Annotated in this window: 14 protein-coding genes; 7 read left to right on the top strand and 7 right to left on the bottom strand. The window is 72.9% G+C overall.

Annotated features, from left to right (window positions below; genetic code table 11):
• Window positions 1–69 precede the first annotated feature (69 nt).
• On the bottom strand, window positions 70–657 hold the full coding sequence (locus ABZ370_RS34505; RefSeq protein WP_358629164.1) for a hypothetical protein: 588 nt from the start codon (window positions 655–657) through the stop codon (window positions 70–72).
• A gap of 458 nt (window positions 658–1,115) precedes the next feature.
• On the opposite strand from ABZ370_RS34505, the gene ABZ370_RS34500 reads away from it, so the two are divergent.
• Complete coding sequence (locus tag ABZ370_RS34500; RefSeq protein ID WP_358629161.1) at window positions 1,116–2,618, top strand: glutamate--cysteine ligase; 1,503 nt, start codon at window positions 1,116–1,118, stop codon at window positions 2,616–2,618.
• A 37-nt stretch (window positions 2,619–2,655) separates the two neighbouring features.
• On the opposite strand, the gene ABZ370_RS34495 is transcribed toward ABZ370_RS34500, so the two are convergent.
• On the bottom strand, window positions 2,656–4,527 hold the full coding sequence (locus ABZ370_RS34495) for a substrate-binding domain-containing protein (RefSeq protein WP_358629158.1): 1,872 nt from the start codon (window positions 4,525–4,527) through the stop codon (window positions 2,656–2,658).
• Between the two features lie 160 nt (window positions 4,528–4,687).
• Between ABZ370_RS34495 and ABZ370_RS34490 the strand changes: the two genes are divergently transcribed.
• Window positions 4,688–5,488: a CPBP family intramembrane glutamic endopeptidase gene (locus ABZ370_RS34490; protein ID WP_358629155.1), complete on the top strand. Its 801-nt coding sequence runs from the start codon at window positions 4,688–4,690 to the stop codon at window positions 5,486–5,488.
• A 46-nt stretch (window positions 5,489–5,534) separates the two neighbouring features.
• On the opposite strand, the gene ABZ370_RS34485 is transcribed toward ABZ370_RS34490, so the two are convergent.
• On the bottom strand, window positions 5,535–6,350 hold the full coding sequence (locus tag ABZ370_RS34485; protein ID WP_358629153.1) for a PhzF family phenazine biosynthesis protein: 816 nt from the start codon (window positions 6,348–6,350) through the stop codon (window positions 5,535–5,537).
• 192 nt (window positions 6,351–6,542) lie between these two features.
• Here ABZ370_RS34485 and ABZ370_RS34480 point away from each other — a divergent pair, with 192 nt between their 5' ends.
• Window positions 6,543–7,175, top strand: coding sequence for a PadR family transcriptional regulator (locus ABZ370_RS34480; protein WP_358629150.1), 633 nt, complete (start codon window positions 6,543–6,545; stop codon window positions 7,173–7,175).
• Here the strand turns inward: ABZ370_RS34480 and ABZ370_RS34475 are convergent.
• Window positions 7,105–7,773: an HAD domain-containing protein gene (locus tag ABZ370_RS34475; protein WP_358629147.1), complete on the bottom strand. Its 669-nt coding sequence runs from the start codon at window positions 7,771–7,773 to the stop codon at window positions 7,105–7,107. The genes ABZ370_RS34480 and ABZ370_RS34475 overlap by 71 nt on opposite strands.
• A 250-nt stretch (window positions 7,774–8,023) precedes the next feature.
• Here ABZ370_RS34475 and ABZ370_RS34470 point away from each other — a divergent pair, with 250 nt between their 5' ends.
• Complete coding sequence (locus tag ABZ370_RS34470; RefSeq protein ID WP_358629144.1) at window positions 8,024–8,551, top strand: Clp protease N-terminal domain-containing protein; 528 nt, start codon at window positions 8,024–8,026, stop codon at window positions 8,549–8,551.
• A gap of 32 nt (window positions 8,552–8,583) precedes the next feature.
• The gene (locus ABZ370_RS34465) at window positions 8,584–9,642 is read left to right on the top strand and encodes an EamA family transporter (RefSeq protein ID WP_358629141.1); all 1,059 of its coding nucleotides are present in this window, start codon (window positions 8,584–8,586) and stop codon (window positions 9,640–9,642) included.
• A 67-nt stretch (window positions 9,643–9,709) separates the two neighbouring features.
• Here ABZ370_RS34465 and ABZ370_RS34460 read toward each other — a convergent pair whose 3' ends face one another.
• Window positions 9,710–10,411 (bottom strand): pyridoxamine 5'-phosphate oxidase family protein, encoded by a 702-nt coding sequence (locus ABZ370_RS34460; RefSeq protein WP_358629138.1) that lies wholly within the window; start codon window positions 10,409–10,411, stop codon window positions 9,710–9,712.
• A gap of 36 nt (window positions 10,412–10,447) precedes the next feature.
• Here ABZ370_RS34460 and ABZ370_RS34455 point away from each other — a divergent pair, with 36 nt between their 5' ends.
• The gene (locus ABZ370_RS34455) at window positions 10,448–11,779 is read left to right on the top strand and encodes an aminotransferase class I/II-fold pyridoxal phosphate-dependent enzyme (RefSeq protein ID WP_358629135.1); all 1,332 of its coding nucleotides are present in this window, start codon (window positions 10,448–10,450) and stop codon (window positions 11,777–11,779) included.
• Window positions 11,780–11,799: 20 nt separating this feature from the next.
• Here ABZ370_RS34455 and ABZ370_RS34450 read toward each other — a convergent pair whose 3' ends face one another.
• Entirely contained in the window at window positions 11,800–12,738 is a 939-nt protein-coding gene (locus tag ABZ370_RS34450; protein WP_358629132.1) for a DMT family transporter, read from the bottom strand.
• A gap of 74 nt (window positions 12,739–12,812) precedes the next feature.
• On the opposite strand from ABZ370_RS34450, the gene ABZ370_RS34445 reads away from it, so the two are divergent.
• On the top strand, window positions 12,813–13,718 hold the full coding sequence (locus ABZ370_RS34445; protein WP_358629129.1) for a LysR substrate-binding domain-containing protein: 906 nt from the start codon (window positions 12,813–12,815) through the stop codon (window positions 13,716–13,718).
• A gap of 24 nt (window positions 13,719–13,742) precedes the next feature.
• Here ABZ370_RS34445 and ABZ370_RS34440 read toward each other — a convergent pair whose 3' ends face one another.
• Window positions 13,743–14,210, bottom strand: a complete 468-nt coding sequence (locus tag ABZ370_RS34440; RefSeq protein WP_358629126.1) for a pyridoxamine 5'-phosphate oxidase family protein — start codon at window positions 14,208–14,210, stop codon at window positions 13,743–13,745.
• Window positions 14,211–14,233 lie beyond the last annotated feature (23 nt).

Raw genomic sequence — 14,233 nt, 5'->3', positions numbered from 1 at the left:
CCGGCCGCAGCGCGGCGCCCCGTGGCCCGCCGGGCCACAGGGCGCGCCGTCCGTCGCGGAACGGGCAGGTCAGGCGGGCGAGCCCAGCAGCGGAGCGGGGGTCAGCCGATGGGTGAGGACGGGCAGCAGATCGGCCGCGGGGTGCGGGCGGTGGGCCGCGATGCCCGGCGGGGCCGGGGCCAGCGGCACCAGCAGATCCCCGGCGCCGAGGCCGCCCTCGGCGGCGTCCGCGGCGGGGTCGCCGTGCAGCCACAGCGCGACCATGTACAGCTCGGGGATGGACAGCAGCCGCGGCTGGTACGCGGTGGGCAGCGACTCGGCCTGGCGCAGGGCGAGTTCGGCCGATGCCACGTACGGCCCCTCGGAGAAGTGCGAGAAGGCCCAGCCGTCGGCGGTGAGCATGGCCTCGGCTGCGGCCACCGTACGGTCGCCGTCGCGGAGCACGAAACGCCAGCCGGTGAGCCTGACCCGCGGCGGGCCGGCGGGTGTGGTGATGCCGTCCATGACGTGGACGGGAAGCGGGAGTTCGGGTTCGAAGGGGCCGGGAAGGGAGCTGAGTGCCGGGGTACGGACCTCACGGACGGCGGTGGGGGAACCAAGGGCCGTGAGGACGCTGCGCAGGGCGGGCGCGGGGGCCGGGGGCACGAGCAGCGGCATGGTGGGTCGCCTCTCACTTCGGAGACACGGTGGAGCGATAGCGGGCGAGGGTATGGACGCGCGCTGTCGGTGTACGTAGCTCGGTACGCGGGTCAGAGGGGGCCGGGACGAACTGTCCGGGCGTTATCTCTCCGCCTCGTAAAGCGAGTTTATACGACTCATGTTCCGGGCGTGTTTCGGGTAGCCGTCCCAGATATTGTGCACAAGGTGATTTCCGGTCCGTGTGGGCGCGGGGATTTCCCCCGATTCGGTGTCGGATGCACGGATATGACCTGGCGGTTTACGGCCGCCGCGGTAGGCTGGATCTCACCGCTCCATTTTCATGACGCAATGTGCCGCTCTTGGGAGCGTACCGGCTGGGCGGGCCGCGCGGGGCGTTATCGATCACATTGGCGGGCATCATCGAGCGTGGTGTGCTCGCTGCGGGCGCCGATGATCCACTCAAGGAGGTAGCTCCGATGGGGGAGAAGGTCGTAGCCGGTGAGTTCGATCCGTCGGGTCGGCAGCGGCAGCGCGGACGGTTGCGGCAGTGCCTCGACGCGCTGTCCCGGCTCCTGGCCGACAAGCGATTCGACCGCCCGAAGAATCTCATGGGGCTGGAGATCGAGCTGAATCTCGCAGGCGCCGACGGGCTGCCGAGGATGATGAACAGCGAGGTTCTGGAGCGCATCGCGAGCGACGATTTCCAGACCGAACTCGGACAGTGCAATCTTGAAGTGAACATCGTGCCGCACCGTTTGCACGGGAGGGTTCTCGACCAGCTCTCGGAAGAGCTGCGAACCGGGCTGTCATATGCCGACCGCAAGGCGCGCGAGGTGTCCTCCGAGATCGTGATGATCGGAATTCTTCCGACCCTGGCCGCCCGGGATCTCGGCTCCGCCAACCTGTCCTATGACGACCGCTACAAACTTCTCAACGAACAGATGCTGGCCGCCCGCGGCGAGGATTTCCTCATCGATATCGAGGGCCGGGAGCGCATCAGCTACGCGAGCGCCACCATCGCCCCCGAGGCCGCCTGCACCTCCGTCCAACTGCATCTCCAGGTCACCCCCGGACGCTTCGCCGCCGTGTGGAACGCGGCGCAGGCCGTGGCCGCCGTGCAGATCGCCATCGGCGCCAACTCCCCCTTCGTCTTCGGCCGCGAGGTGTGGCGCGAATCCCGCCCGCCGCTGTTCCTGCAGGCCACCGATGTGCGCGCACCGGAATATGTGACCCAGGGGGTGCGGCCGCGCACCTGGTTCGGCGAGCGCTGGATCACCGACGCCTACCAGCTCTTCGAGGAGAACCTGCGCTTCTTCCCGCCGCTGCTGTCCACCGGCGCCGACGAGGAGCCGCTGCGCGTCCTGGACGAGGGCGGGGTGCCCGACCTCCAGGAGCTGGTGCTGCACAACGGCACGATCTACCGCTGGAACCGGCCCGTCTACCAAGTCGTGGACGGCGTGCCGCATCTGCGGGTGGAGAACCGGGTGCTGCCCGCGGGGCCCACCATCACCGACGTCATCGCCAACGCCGCCTTCTACTACGGGCTGGTCAGGGCGCTCGCCGAGGAGCCCCGCCCGGTGTGGACCCGGCTGCCGTTCAGCGCCGCCGCGGCCAACTTCGACGCCGCGTGCCGCCATGGCATCGACACGGTTCTGCAGTGGCCGAAGCCCGGTCGTTCCTCGGCCCTGGCCCGTACCCCCGCCGTACGGCTGGTCCTCGACGAGCTGCTGCCGCTGGCCGCCGCCGGACTGGACGCCTGGGGCGTCGAGCCCGCCGACCGCGACCGCTACCTCGGGGTGATCGAGCAGCGCTGCGCCCTGCGGGTCAACGGCGCGTCCTGGCAGGCCGAGACCTACCACCGGGCGCGGGACAGCGGGCTGGGGCGGGACGCCGCGCTCGCCGCCATGACCCGCCGCTACTGCGCCCTGATGCGGACCGACGCACCCGTACACACCTGGCCCGCCGACCTGTCCGCCTGACGCCGGAGATCAGACGCCGGACATCAGACGCGGGACCTCACCCCGCGCCCGCTTCTCCGGCGGCGACGATCGCCTTGAGCATGGCCGCGTTGATCTGCGCGGGGTCGTTCACCCGCTGTGCCGATCCGCCGGTCGCGCGGGCGATCTCCTGGCAGGCGTCCTGGTCGGCGTCCGGGCCGATCGCGATGGCGATGAGCGGTACCGGGCGGTCCGGGTCGACCAGCCGCTTCAGCTCCTTCACCAGCGCGGTGCGCGAGATGCCGTCCGGGTCCTGGTTGGCGCCGTCGGTGAGGATCACCACCGCGTTGAACTTGCCCGGTACGAAGGTGTCCTGGGCCTGCCGGTAGGCGGCCAGGGTGGTGTCGTACAGCCCGGTCGAACCCTCGGGGAGCGGCTTGAGGGCGTCGAAGGCGGCCGACAGCACGTCGCGTTGGCCGGTTCCGTCCGGGGTACGGGTCCCGAGCCGGCGGGTCGCGACCAGTTCCCGGTAGTCCCGGTCGCCGTCCAGCCCGGTCGAGAACTCCCACAGCCCGATCTCGTCCCGGGAGTTGAACCGCTTCATGGCCTGTCGCAGCGATGCCTTGGTGACGTCCATCAGGCTCTGTCCGCCACGGCCCGGCACCGGGTCGCTCATCGAGTCCGAGGCGTCGACGACCGTGTTCAGCCGGGCGCTCTGCACGGTGATGGTCCACATGCCCAGGGCCGCCTCCACCTCCCGGGCGGACGGCCCGGGGGACGGCGTCACCGCGTACGGCTGCGGGGTGCGGCCGCCCGCGGCCTGCGCCACGTCCTCGCCGACCTTCCCGTCCGCCGTCCGGAAGCCGTCCTTCCGCAGGGCCCGGCGGCCGCGCGGGTCGGTGAGCAGCGTCATGAAGCGGGTGGCGGCCCGCGCCCGTACGGTGGTCAGCTCGCGGTCGTTGAGCACCGTGTACGGATAGTCCAGCTCGGCCGTGCCGTCCTTCGGGTAGAACAGGTCGAGGCGGGACGCCTCGTCGGCCTCCGCGTTGTGCGCGAAGGCGGCCTGCTCGGACAGGACCACCGCCTGGTCGCGCCGGGGCAGCGACTTCCGCAGGGCGGTATCGGTCGTGGCGGCCCGCTGGGACAGCAGTTTGGCGTTGGCGGCGGCGCGCGTATCGGTCGCCGCCTTTCCGTCGCCCGCGGCCGCCTTCGCGATGGACCCGTTGATCCGGGCGAGGGCCAGCAGCCCGGTGGCGCTGCGTGCCGGATCGGCGGCGCCCAGCCGCGGGTTGTCGCCGCCGCTTCCCGCCTCGGCCAGCTGCGCCCAGTCATACGTCTTCTCCGGCCAGCCCAGCCGTTCGGCCGCCGTGGGCGTGGCGGCGACCGTGACCGGGGAGGAGGCGATCCCGCCGAGGGTGTCCAGGGGCGCGGCGCTGACCGGGGAGGTGGCCGCGCGCTCGACCCAGACGCTGGAGTCCGGCACCCACACCTGGAACCCCGGGGTGCGGTCCGCGTCGCCGAGCGCTTTGGCGACCTCGTGCGCCGGGCGGCTGGTGACCTTCACGTCCAGACAGCGGCCATCGGACCGGATGCCCGCCTTCCGGGCGTGGTCGGCCACGGTGCGTAAGCCCGGGGCGATGTCCGGGGACGCGGCCACGGTGAGCCGCACCGCGTTGCTGCGGCAGGACTCGGCGGACGGCAGCAGCCCGCCGCGTAAGACCACGACGGCACCGGTCGCGACGGCGAGCACCAGCGCTGTGGAGATCGCCACGGTCCGGCGTCGGGAGGACGCGCCGGGTCTGGACCCCGTATTGTCCGGTGCGGAGTGATCGATACGGCCAGAGCGATCCGTGTGGCCCGTGTGACCGGTGTGGTCGGCGCCGTCCATGGCGTCGAATATGCCGGAGTAGTCGGGACCGTCGGATTCGTCGGGCTGGCTGTGGCGTCCCATGGCGATCTTTCTCTCCTGGACGATGACGCTGTCAGGAGGGTCGGCGCGCCAGCGGATGGCGCCCGGCCCAGCCTGCTCGCGCGCGATCTCGGATGTGTTTTCGAGACCTTAGCGGGGCGGGCGCGCCGATGTGGTACGAAGAGCGGAAGTGGAGGCAGGAGTGCGGTCAGAGGCACGCGGGGCGGAACTGCCCCCGATCGAGGGCGACCTGCCGCGACGAATCCTGCGCAACGAGACGCTGCTCGTGCTGGCCCTGTCGCTCGGCGCGAGCGCCCTGTCCGCGCTGATCAGCTTTATCGGCTCGGTGACCAAGCCCGGCGGGCTCAAGGACCAGGCGGCCACCCTCAACGCCTCCCAGGCGCCCGGCCGCCCCTGGCTGGACCTCGCCTGGCAGCTGTTCGGGATCGCGACCGCGCTGGTGCCGGTCGCGCTCGTGGCCCATCTGCTGCTGCGGGAGGGTGTCGGGCTGCGCGCGATCGGCTTCGACCGCACCCGGCCGCGCTCCGACCTGGCGTGGGGCGCCGCGGTGGCGGCGGGCATCGGCGGCACCGGGCTGCTGCTCTACCTGGGCGCGCGGGCGGCGGGCGGCAACCTGACGGTGGTGCCCGAGGCGCTGCCCGACGTGTGGTGGAAGCTGCCCGTGCTCATCGTCTCCGCCGTGCAGAACTCCGTGCTGGAGGAGGTGATCGTGGTCGGCTATCTGCTGCGCAGGCTCGGGCAGTTGGGCTGGACCCCGATGGCCGCGCTGCTGGCCAGCTCGGTGCTGCGCGGTTCGTACCACCTGTACCAGGGGATCGGCGGCTTCTTCGGCAACATGGCGATGGGCGTCGTCTTCGTCCTGCTCTACCGCAGGTGGGGGCGGGTCGGGCCGCTGGTCGCCGCGCACGCGCTGATCGACATCGTGGCGTTCGTCGGCTACTCCCTGCTGGCGGGCAAGGTGGGCTGGCTGCCCACCGCCTGACCCGCGCCGTTCCCTGGCCAGTCGTTCAGGCTTCGGCGGGCCGCGTTCAGGCCAGCAGCTCGCCGTCGATGACGGTGACGGCCTGGCCGGTCAGCAGCGTACGGTCGCCGCGCAGCGCGGTGCGGACCAGTCCGGTGCGGGCGGAGGCCTGGAGTCCGGTCAGCTCGTCGCGGCCGAGCCGGGCGGACCAGAAGGGTGCGAGCGCGGTGTGCGCGCTGCCGGTCACCGGGTCCTCGTCGATGCCGACACCCGGCGCGAAGACGCGTGAGACGAAGTCGTAGCCGCGGGACGGGTCCTCGGGGAGCGCGGTGGCGATGACGGCCCGCTTGACGAGCCGCCCGAGCGCCGTGAAATCGGGGGTGAGGGCCCTTACGGACTTCTCGTCGGCCAGTTCCACCAGCAGATCGCCGACCTGGGGGCCGGTGTCCCGGGCGGACAGGACCGTGGCGCCGAGCGCGTCGGTCACCTCGGCCGGGGCCGCGACCTCGGTCAGCGGGGCGGTCGGGAAGTCCAGGGTGATCGTGCCGCCGGAGCCGCCGGTCGCGAGCAGCACCCCGCTGAGCGTGGCGAACCGTACGGTGCCGGTCGCGGCGCCCGTCGTACCCAGCACATGGGCGGTGGCCAGCGTGGCGTGGCCGCACATGGCGACCTCGGTGGCCGGGGTGAACCAGCGCAGCGCCCAGTCGGCCCCGGCCCTCTCGGGGAGCGGGTGGGCGAAGGCGGTCTCGGAGAGGTTGACCTCGGCGGCGACCTCCTGGAGCCAGGTGTCGTCCGGGAAGGCATCGCCGTCCAGGAGGACGACTCCCGCCGGGTTTCCGGCGAAGGGGCGGTCGGTGAAGGCGTCGACGATTCGCATGCGCATGGCCCGACCGTAGGCGGCGCGCGGGGCGCCGACCAGGGCCCATCCCCGAACGGTGGACCTGCCGTGTCGGCGATTCCACGGCTGCTCCCGGGGTTGGTGCCGGGAGCTCTCTCCGCTCGGGCATTGCTATCCGATCGGTTCCGATATATCGTTGAGTCATCGTGATGGATCGACGATGAAAGGAGCGTCACGATGAGACACCACCGTGGACATGAACACCGCGGACCCGGTCGGCGCGACCGGGGTGAGTTCGAGGAGCGGCGTGCGGCCTTCGGGCCGTTCGGGCCCGGGCCCGGCGGCTTCGGCGGACCCCTCTTCGGAGGGCCTCCGTTCGGCGGCCGGGGCGGCGGCGGACGCCGTGGCCGGGCGCGGCGCGGCGATGTGCGCGCCTCGATCCTGGCGCTGCTCAAGGACCGTCCGATGCACGGCTACGAGATGATCCAGGAGATCGCCGAGCGCAGCGGGGGAGCGTGGAAGCCGAGCCCCGGTTCGGTCTATCCGACGCTGCAACTCCTCGAGGACGAGGGGATGATCAGCAGCGAGAGCGACGGCGGCAAGAAGCTGTACGCGCTCACCGAGGCCGGGCGCGGTGAGGCCGAGGCGGGGTCGCAGGCTCCGTGGGAAGAGGCCGGGCGCGGCATCGACTGGGAGGCCATGCAGGAGGTCCGGCAGGCCGGATTCGGGTTGATGGAGGCGTTCGCGCAGGTCTGGAAGACGGGCAGTCCCGAGCAGCGGCAGAAGGCGCTGTCCGTCATCAACGAGTCGCGCAAGAAGCTGTATCTGATCCTGGCCGAGGACGACGAGGGGGACACGGCCGCCCGGTGAGGCCGCCGTCGACGCGCACCGTGGTCGCGCCACCCGGAGCGTTCCCCACGGGCGCACCGTCAGCCTGTGGGTTCCGGGCGGAGTGCCGTCGCAGCCGCGGCAGGCGGCGCGCCCGGGGCGGGTGGTTCAGCAGCCGGTCGACGTGTTCCCGGCGCAGCCCGTGCGCGGGGTCGACCGGCAGCAGCAGCCGGTCGCGCCGCAGGCGGGACCGGCTCACCAGTCGCTCCGGCATCACATCGTCCACCCACGCGAACGGGCGGCCCGCGGCGTACCGCAGGATCGGGGCCCACTTGCGGCCCGTGAAGAGGTCGAGGACCGGCAGCTTCGGATCGTCCGGCCGCGCCTCGTAGCCGGTGAACTCCACGACCGGGAGCCGGGGCAGTTCGAGGAGTGGCGCGATATGACGGTTGGCCTCGTGCTCCCAGGTCGTGGCCCAGACAAGTTCGTAGGTGGACGACAGCTCGCGCAGCCAGTCGGCGTGGGTGACGGAGAGCAGCACGGTGAAGTCGAGTATGTCGTGGGCGGTGAACCCGTCGGTCGGCAGAACCGGGTTGAGGACACCGTCGATGTCCAGAAAGAGCAGCGGCCGGGCGGTCATCGGACTCCTTGGCGGCACTGTGTGTGGCGGAAAGACGCGGTTGTGAGTGGGGGACGGCCCCCGGGGTCGCGGCGGTTGCGCGCCGCGGGAGTTTCGAGGGGTTTCGGAGTGGGGTTTCGGAGTCGGGAAGAAGGCCGGGTTCTCTCCTCCCCGAGGATGATTTCCGGTCATCCATGCCCAACTACGGTGGGATGCTTACATGCTTCCCGACGAGGATGCTTCGGCCTCAAGGGACTGATGGGGTGAGAGCGTGCGAAGTCCTACCCTTTCCACTTCCGTCGACCAGGCCGGTGCCGGGTTCGAGGACCGGCTCGGCGAGCGGCTGGCCGCCGTGGTCACCGGGGCCCGTCGGCGCGCCGTACGCGACGGGGACAACCAGCTCGACACGGCTCATCTGCTGCACACTGTGGTGGAGAACGACCCGCGGGTGTGGGGCGCGTTCGCCGGTGGCCCGCCCCAAGTGGCGCGGCTGCTCGGCTATCTGGTGCAGCGCACCATCGGCTACGGGCTCCGGTGGAGCGGCACCGTCGAGGTCTCCGCGACCGGCGCCGGTGACGGGCTGTCCGGCTGGTCTCCGGCGGCCGCGGCCGCGATGGCGGCGGCGGTCGGGCGCGCCGCGGCGCGGGGTGTGCCCCTCGCCGAGGGCCCCGACCTCCTCGCCGCGCTGACCTACGACCGGCAGTGCCGGGCCGCGGAGGTGCTGCGGCGGGCGGGGGTGGATGTGGATCTGCTGGTCACGGCGCTGGATGGCGAACCGTGCCAGTTGCAAACGTGGTGACGGTCCTGACATCGGACTGACATGATGGCCCGATGCACAGCACGCGAGGCCGGGGCCATGATCAGGGAAAGCGTGTCGGTCTGGGGCTCGCCCTGGTCTCGGCGCTCGCGTTCGGCGGCTCGGGCGTCGCCGCCAAGCCGCTGATCGAGGCGGGGCTCGAACCGTTGCAGGTCACCTGGTTGCGGGTGGCGGGCGCGGCCCTCGTCATGCTGCCCCTGGTCTGGCGCCACCGGCGGCTGCCGCTGCGGCGCCCCGGACTGCTGCTGGGGTTCGGCCTGCTGGCCGTGGCGGGCGTCCAGGCCTGTTACTTCGCCGCGCTCTCGCGCATCCCGGTCGGGGTCGCGCTGCTCGTCGAGTACCTCGCGCCCGCGCTGGTGCTGGGGTGGGTCCGGTTCGTCCAGCGGCGGCCGGTGAGCCGGTCGGCGGCGGTCGGCGTCGTCCTCGCCGTGGGCGGGCTCGCGTGTGTGGTGGAGGTGTGGTCCGGGCTGAGCTTCGACGCGCTGGGGCTGCTGCTCGCTCTCGGCGCCGCCTGCTGCCAGGTCGGCTACTTCGTCCTGTCCGACCACGGCAGCGAGGGGCAGGACGCGGCCGATCCGCTCGGAGTCATCGCGTACGGACTGCTGATCGGCGCCGCGACGCTGACGGTCGTCGCCCGGCCGTGGGAGACCGACTGGCCGGTGCTCGCGGGGCAGGCCGACCTCGCGGGCACCCGGGTGCCCGCGGCGCTGCTGCTGTGCTGGATCGTGCTGGTCGCCACGGTGATCGCGTATCTGACCGGCGTCCTCTCGGTGCGTCGGCTGTCGCCGCAGGTGGCCGGGGTGGTGGCCTGCCTGGAGGCGGTCGTCGCGACGGTGCTGGCCTGGGTGCTGCTGGACGAACACCTGGGCATGGTCCAGGTCGTCGGCGGCGTGCTGGTGCTGGGCGGGGCGCTGATCGCGCAGACGTCGGCGCCGAAGGCGGCGGGAGCGGAGCCGGTGGCGGCGGGGGCGCCCCCCGCCGCGCCCGCGCCCGCCGCGTCCGAGTGGGGGCACCGCCGGGCGGCGGCGGACGACGAATCACCGGAGGACCGCCCCGCCGACCCGGCCCCGTAGCGCGGCCGGTTGACGCGGCCGCCTAACGCGTCCGGGGGCCCGGACCGTGACGCGGCGCGGACCGGAGCTAGCCCAGCGACGCGAGATAGCCGGGTACGGGCGTGTCCGGCGCCAGGTCGTCCGCGGGGACGGGCGCGCCGTAGCTCCGGGCGACCGGGATCACGCCGCTCCAGTACGGGAGCGATATGTCCTCCGGCTCGTCGCTCGGGCCGCCGGTGCGGATCTTGGCGGAAACCTCGTCGAGGTCGAGGCAGAGCACGGCGGTGGCGGCCAGCTCCTTCGCGTTCGCGCGGCGGGAGTCGGCGGCCCGGCCCGGCACCACATGGTCCACCACCGCGTCGAGCGCCGCCGCGCGCTCGGCCTCGTCCCGCACCGGGCGGGCGGTGCCGTGCACCACCACCGAGCGGTAGTTGAGCGAGTGGTGGAACGCCGAGCGCGCGAGCACCAGGCCGTCGAGGTGGGTGACCGTCAGGCACACCGGCATCCCCGGGTCCTCGGCGCCCGCCATCCGCAGGGGGCGTGAGCCGGTCGAGCCGTGGACGTAGAGGCGGGTCCCGGACCGGGCGTAGAGGGTCGGCAGGACGACCGGGCCGCCGTCGCGCAGGAAGCCCAGGTGGCAGACGTATCCCTCGTCGAGGATCGCGTGCACCACGTCCCGGTCGTACGAGGCGCGTTCCCGGGCGCGGGTCGGGGTCGTGCGGTCGGTCGCGGCGTAGCCGGTGTCGCCCGGCTCGGTGGTCGTCTCGTCCGGCTCGGTGGTCGCACTCATTTGCGCACTCCATTGCATTAGTGCAAACTACGTTTTGTGCTAGGAGAATATCTGATCGAAGGGCGTGGCGCAGCCGAGATCGCGGCGAGTGTGGAGCGGGCGGTCGGCGCCGGGACCCTGTCGCCTGGCCAATCGCTGCCGCCACAGCGGGAGTTGGCCACGCGGCTGGGCGTCAATCCGAATACCGTCGCGGCCGCGTATCGCGTCCTGCGGGAACGGGGAGTGATCGAGACGGCGGGCCGCCGGGGGACCCGGGTGCGGGCGCGCCCCGCGAGTACGCCGCGCGAATGGCTCCGGGTCGAGGCCCCGGGGGCGCGCGACCTCGCGACCGGCAACCCCGACCCCGCCCTGCTGCCGCCGCTCGGCCCGGCCCTCGCGGAGGCCGCGGCGCGCGCCGCGGAGAACCCCACGCTGTACGGCGCGCCGGGGGTCGCCCCCGGCATCGGCGAGTCGGCGCGTACCGCCTTCGACGCGGACGGCGTGCCGGACGGGCCCGTCGCCGTCACCTCCGGCTCGCTCGACGCCATCGAACGCGTCCTCGCCGCCCATCTGCGGCCCGGCGACGCGGTCGCCGTCGAGGACCCCGGCTGGGGCAGTCTGCTCGACCTGATCCCGGCGCTCGGGCTGCGCACCGTTCCCGTCGGGCTCGACGACGACGGGCCGCTGCCGGAGGAGGTGGAGCGGGCGATGCGCCAAGGCGCGCGGGCGCTCGTCGTCACCGACCGGGCGCAGAACCCGACGGGCGCGGTGGTGAGCGCGGCGCGCGCCGGTGAGCTGCGCGCCGTCCTCGCCGGTCACCCCGGTGTGCTGCTCATCGAGGACGACCACGGCCACGGCATCGTGGACCTGCCCCTCCATCCGCTCGCGGGCGTTACGGACCACTGGGTCCTGGTCCGCTCCACCGCCAAGGCGTACGGCCCCGATCTGCGCCTCGCGGTGCTCACCGGCGACGCCGTCACCCTGGACCGCCTGCGCGGACGGCAGCGCCTCGGCCCCGGCTGGGTCAGCCATCTGCTGCAGGACGCCGTGACGCGGCTGTGGCGCACCGGCGCGGTGGACGCGGCGGCGGTCGCGGCGGCGTACGACGCGCGCCGCGACGCCCTGGTGGAAGCCCTGCGGCAGCGGGGAGTCGCCGCCCACGGGCGAAGCGGGATGAACGTCTGGGTCCCGGTGCCCGACGAGACGGGCGCGGTGGCCCGCCTCCTCTCCGCGGGCTGGGCGGTCGCCCCGGGCGCCAGGTTCCGGGTGGCCTCGGGGCCGGGCCTGCGGCTGACGGTCTCTCCGCTGCGCGCCGATGAGGTGGCCGGGCTCGCCGACGCGGTGGCCTCGGCGGTGGCGAGCCCGGCCCCGGCGGGACGGATGGACTGAGGCCGGTGCTCGCGGGAGGTCTAACGGCGCTGGGTGAGGGCCGCGCCGATGAGGATGATCGCGGCGCCCACGGGCGTGTTCCAGGTGAGGTGTTCACCGAGGATCAGCACGCCCGCCGCGGTGGCGATCACCGGGACGAAGTACGTCACCATCATCGCCGTCGTCGGGCCGACCTCCGCCACCAGGCCGTACTGGATCAGGAAGGCCACCCCCGTGCCCAGGGCGCCGAGCGCCAGCACCGACAGCAGGGGGAGGAGGGGATAGGAGCCCGGGGCCGGGGCGGCGAGCGGGGCGGCGACCGCGAGCTGGACCGTGCCGAGCAGCAACTGGCCGGAGGACATGGCCAGATGGGAGTTCCCGGTGTCCGCGAGGGTGCGGCGGACGTACGCCCAGCCGACCGCGTAGCTGAGCGAGGCGGTGAGCGCGAACGCCGTGCCCACCGGGTCCTGGCCGGAGAAGCCCTGCCACGCGCCCAGCACGATCAGGACGCCCGCGAAGCCGAGGCCCAGGCCCGCGACGCGCTGCCGCGTCGGGCGGTCGTCGGAGACGACGGCCACCGCGACGACCATGCCCCACAGGGGCGAGGCGGCGTTGCAGATACCGGCCAGGGTGGAGGGGATGGTCGTCTCGGCGTAGGCGAAGAGCGAGAACGGAAGCGCGTTGAGGAAGAAGGCGGCCACCGCCAGATGGCCCCACACCCGGGCCCCGCGCGGCAGCCGCTCCCGCCTCGCCACCAGCACCGCAAAAAGGACGGCCGTGCCGAACAGCATCCGCCCGAGCGTGACGTACAGCGGCGCGAAGGCCTCGGTGCCCACCTTGATGAACAGGAAGCTGAAACCCCAGACCAGGGTGAGGACGCCGAAGCGTATCCGCCAGTCGAACAGCCGTCGTGGGCGGGCGGCGGGTGCCGGGGGCTGCTCGGTGGCGGGGGTGGACGCCGCGGTGGTCGCTGAGGTCATGACACCCAGCTTGCTGGCTGCAACTTCTTAGAACAAGCGAGAATTCATGCGCATTATCGCGTAGCATCGCTTACATGAATCTGGATCGCCTGCGCACCCTGCACGCCGTGGCCCGGCACGGTTCCGTGAGCGGTGCGGCCGAAGGACTGCACGTCACCACCTCGGCCGTCTCCCAGCAGCTCTCGAAGCTGGAGCGGGAGACCGGGCAGCAGCTGCTCGCCAAGAACGGCCGCGGGGTGCGGCTCACCGACGCCGGGCGGCTGCTCTCCGACCACGCGGCGCGCATCCTGTCCCAGGTGGAGCTGGCCCAGGCGGACTTGGAGGCCCAGCGCGGACACGCCGTCGGCGAGCTGCTGCTCGGCGCCTTCCCGACCGCCGTCCGCGGCCTCTTCCCCGCCGCGCTGGAGCGCATCCGGGCCGACCATCCGCAGCTGCGGGCCCGGTTGCAGGAGATGGAGCCGGACGAGTCGGTGCCCGCGGTGGTGCGCGGCGACATCGACGTGGCGGTCGTCCTCGACTGGTACAACAAGCCGCTGCCGGTGCCCGGCGGGCTGGTCAAGGCCGCCCTGCTGGACGACCTGGTGGACGTGGCGATGCCCGCTGACCACCCCTTCGCCGACCGCTGCGCGGTCGAGCCGGAGGACTTCGTGGACGACGAGTGGGTGTCCTGGCCCGAGGGCGGGTTCTGCTACGACTGGCTGATGGTGACCCTGCGCGGCAAGGGCATCGAGCCGCACATCCGGCACACCGCACGGGAGCACCAGACCCAGCTCGCGCTGATCGCCGCCGGGCTCGGGATCGGCGTCGTCCCCCGGCTCGGCCGGGGCCCGGTGCCCGAGGGCGTGCGGATGGTCCCGGTCAGCCCGCCCACCATGCGCCGCCACGTCTACGCGGTCTGGCGCGCCGACGCCGACCGCAGGCCCTCCATCCGCGCGGCGGTGGAGGTCCTGCGGTCGGTGGGGGAGAAGATCGTCGACTGACCGCGCCCGGCTGGTGCGGCGCGCTCAGCCCTGGGGCAGCTTGCGGAAGTCCCAGGAGCTGACCGTGTCCGGGGTCAGCCGCAGCCATGCGTGGCGCCCGTCGTGCGGCATGGCGTCCAGCTCGAAGTACTTCGCCGCGAACATCCGCTCCGGCGCGTCGAGTTCGGGACACGGCGCGCCCGAACGCGGCGCCTCGCCGACGAAGACGGCGTCGCCGCTCAGCTCGGCGCCGCGCAGCTCACCGTAGTCGTGCCCGTCGTCGACGATGACCGAGAGCCGCGGATCGCCGCGCAGCTCGACCCAGCGGCGGCTGCGGGTCAGGGAGTAGAGCCACAGCGCCGTGCCGTCCCAGGCGAACCACAGCGCGCTGATATGCGGCCGCCCGTCCGCGGACACGGTCGCGACCCGGCAGGTGCGCTGTTCTGCGAGGAAGGTGTCCAGCTCGGACGCGGTCATCATGATGCGGCGTCCCCGCCGCTGGGTGACGGTCATCCGCACAGAATCGCGACTCTTCC

Origin of the sequence: Streptomyces sp. NPDC005962 (assembly GCF_040629205.1) — a bacterium.
Taxonomy (GTDB): Bacteria; Actinomycetota; Actinomycetes; order Streptomycetales; family Streptomycetaceae; genus Streptomyces.
Note: the sequence above shows the minus strand (reverse complement) of the source record. Positions and strands in the feature narration are given on the sequence as shown.

Excerpts from the sequence above, each read along its gene's own strand:
- ABZ370_RS34440 (WP_358629126.1), bottom strand. The coding sequence starts at position 14,210 with ATGACCGTCACCCAGCGGCGGGGACGCCGCATCATGATGACCGCGTCC.
- ABZ370_RS34475 (WP_358629147.1), bottom strand. The coding sequence starts at position 7,773 with ATGACCGCCCGGCCGCTGCTCTTTCTGGACATCGACGGTGTCCTCAAC.
- ABZ370_RS34480 (WP_358629150.1), top strand. The coding sequence starts at position 6,543 with ATGAGACACCACCGTGGACATGAACACCGCGGACCCGGTCGGCGCGAC.
- ABZ370_RS34450 (WP_358629132.1), bottom strand. The coding sequence starts at position 12,738 with ATGACCTCAGCGACCACCGCGGCGTCCACCCCCGCCACCGAGCAGCCC.
- ABZ370_RS34460 (WP_358629138.1), bottom strand. The coding sequence starts at position 10,411 with ATGAGTGCGACCACCGAGCCGGACGAGACGACCACCGAGCCGGGCGAC.
- ABZ370_RS34500 (WP_358629161.1), top strand. The coding sequence starts at position 1,116 with ATGGGGGAGAAGGTCGTAGCCGGTGAGTTCGATCCGTCGGGTCGGCAG.
- ABZ370_RS34495 (WP_358629158.1), bottom strand. The coding sequence starts at position 4,527 with ATGGGACGCCACAGCCAGCCCGACGAATCCGACGGTCCCGACTACTCC.
- ABZ370_RS34465 (WP_358629141.1), top strand. The coding sequence starts at position 8,584 with ATGCACAGCACGCGAGGCCGGGGCCATGATCAGGGAAAGCGTGTCGGT.
- ABZ370_RS34505 (WP_358629164.1), bottom strand. The coding sequence starts at position 657 with ATGCCGCTGCTCGTGCCCCCGGCCCCCGCGCCCGCCCTGCGCAGCGTC.
- ABZ370_RS34445 (WP_358629129.1), top strand. The coding sequence starts at position 12,813 with ATGAATCTGGATCGCCTGCGCACCCTGCACGCCGTGGCCCGGCACGGT.
- ABZ370_RS34485 (WP_358629153.1), bottom strand. The coding sequence starts at position 6,350 with ATGCGCATGCGAATCGTCGACGCCTTCACCGACCGCCCCTTCGCCGGA.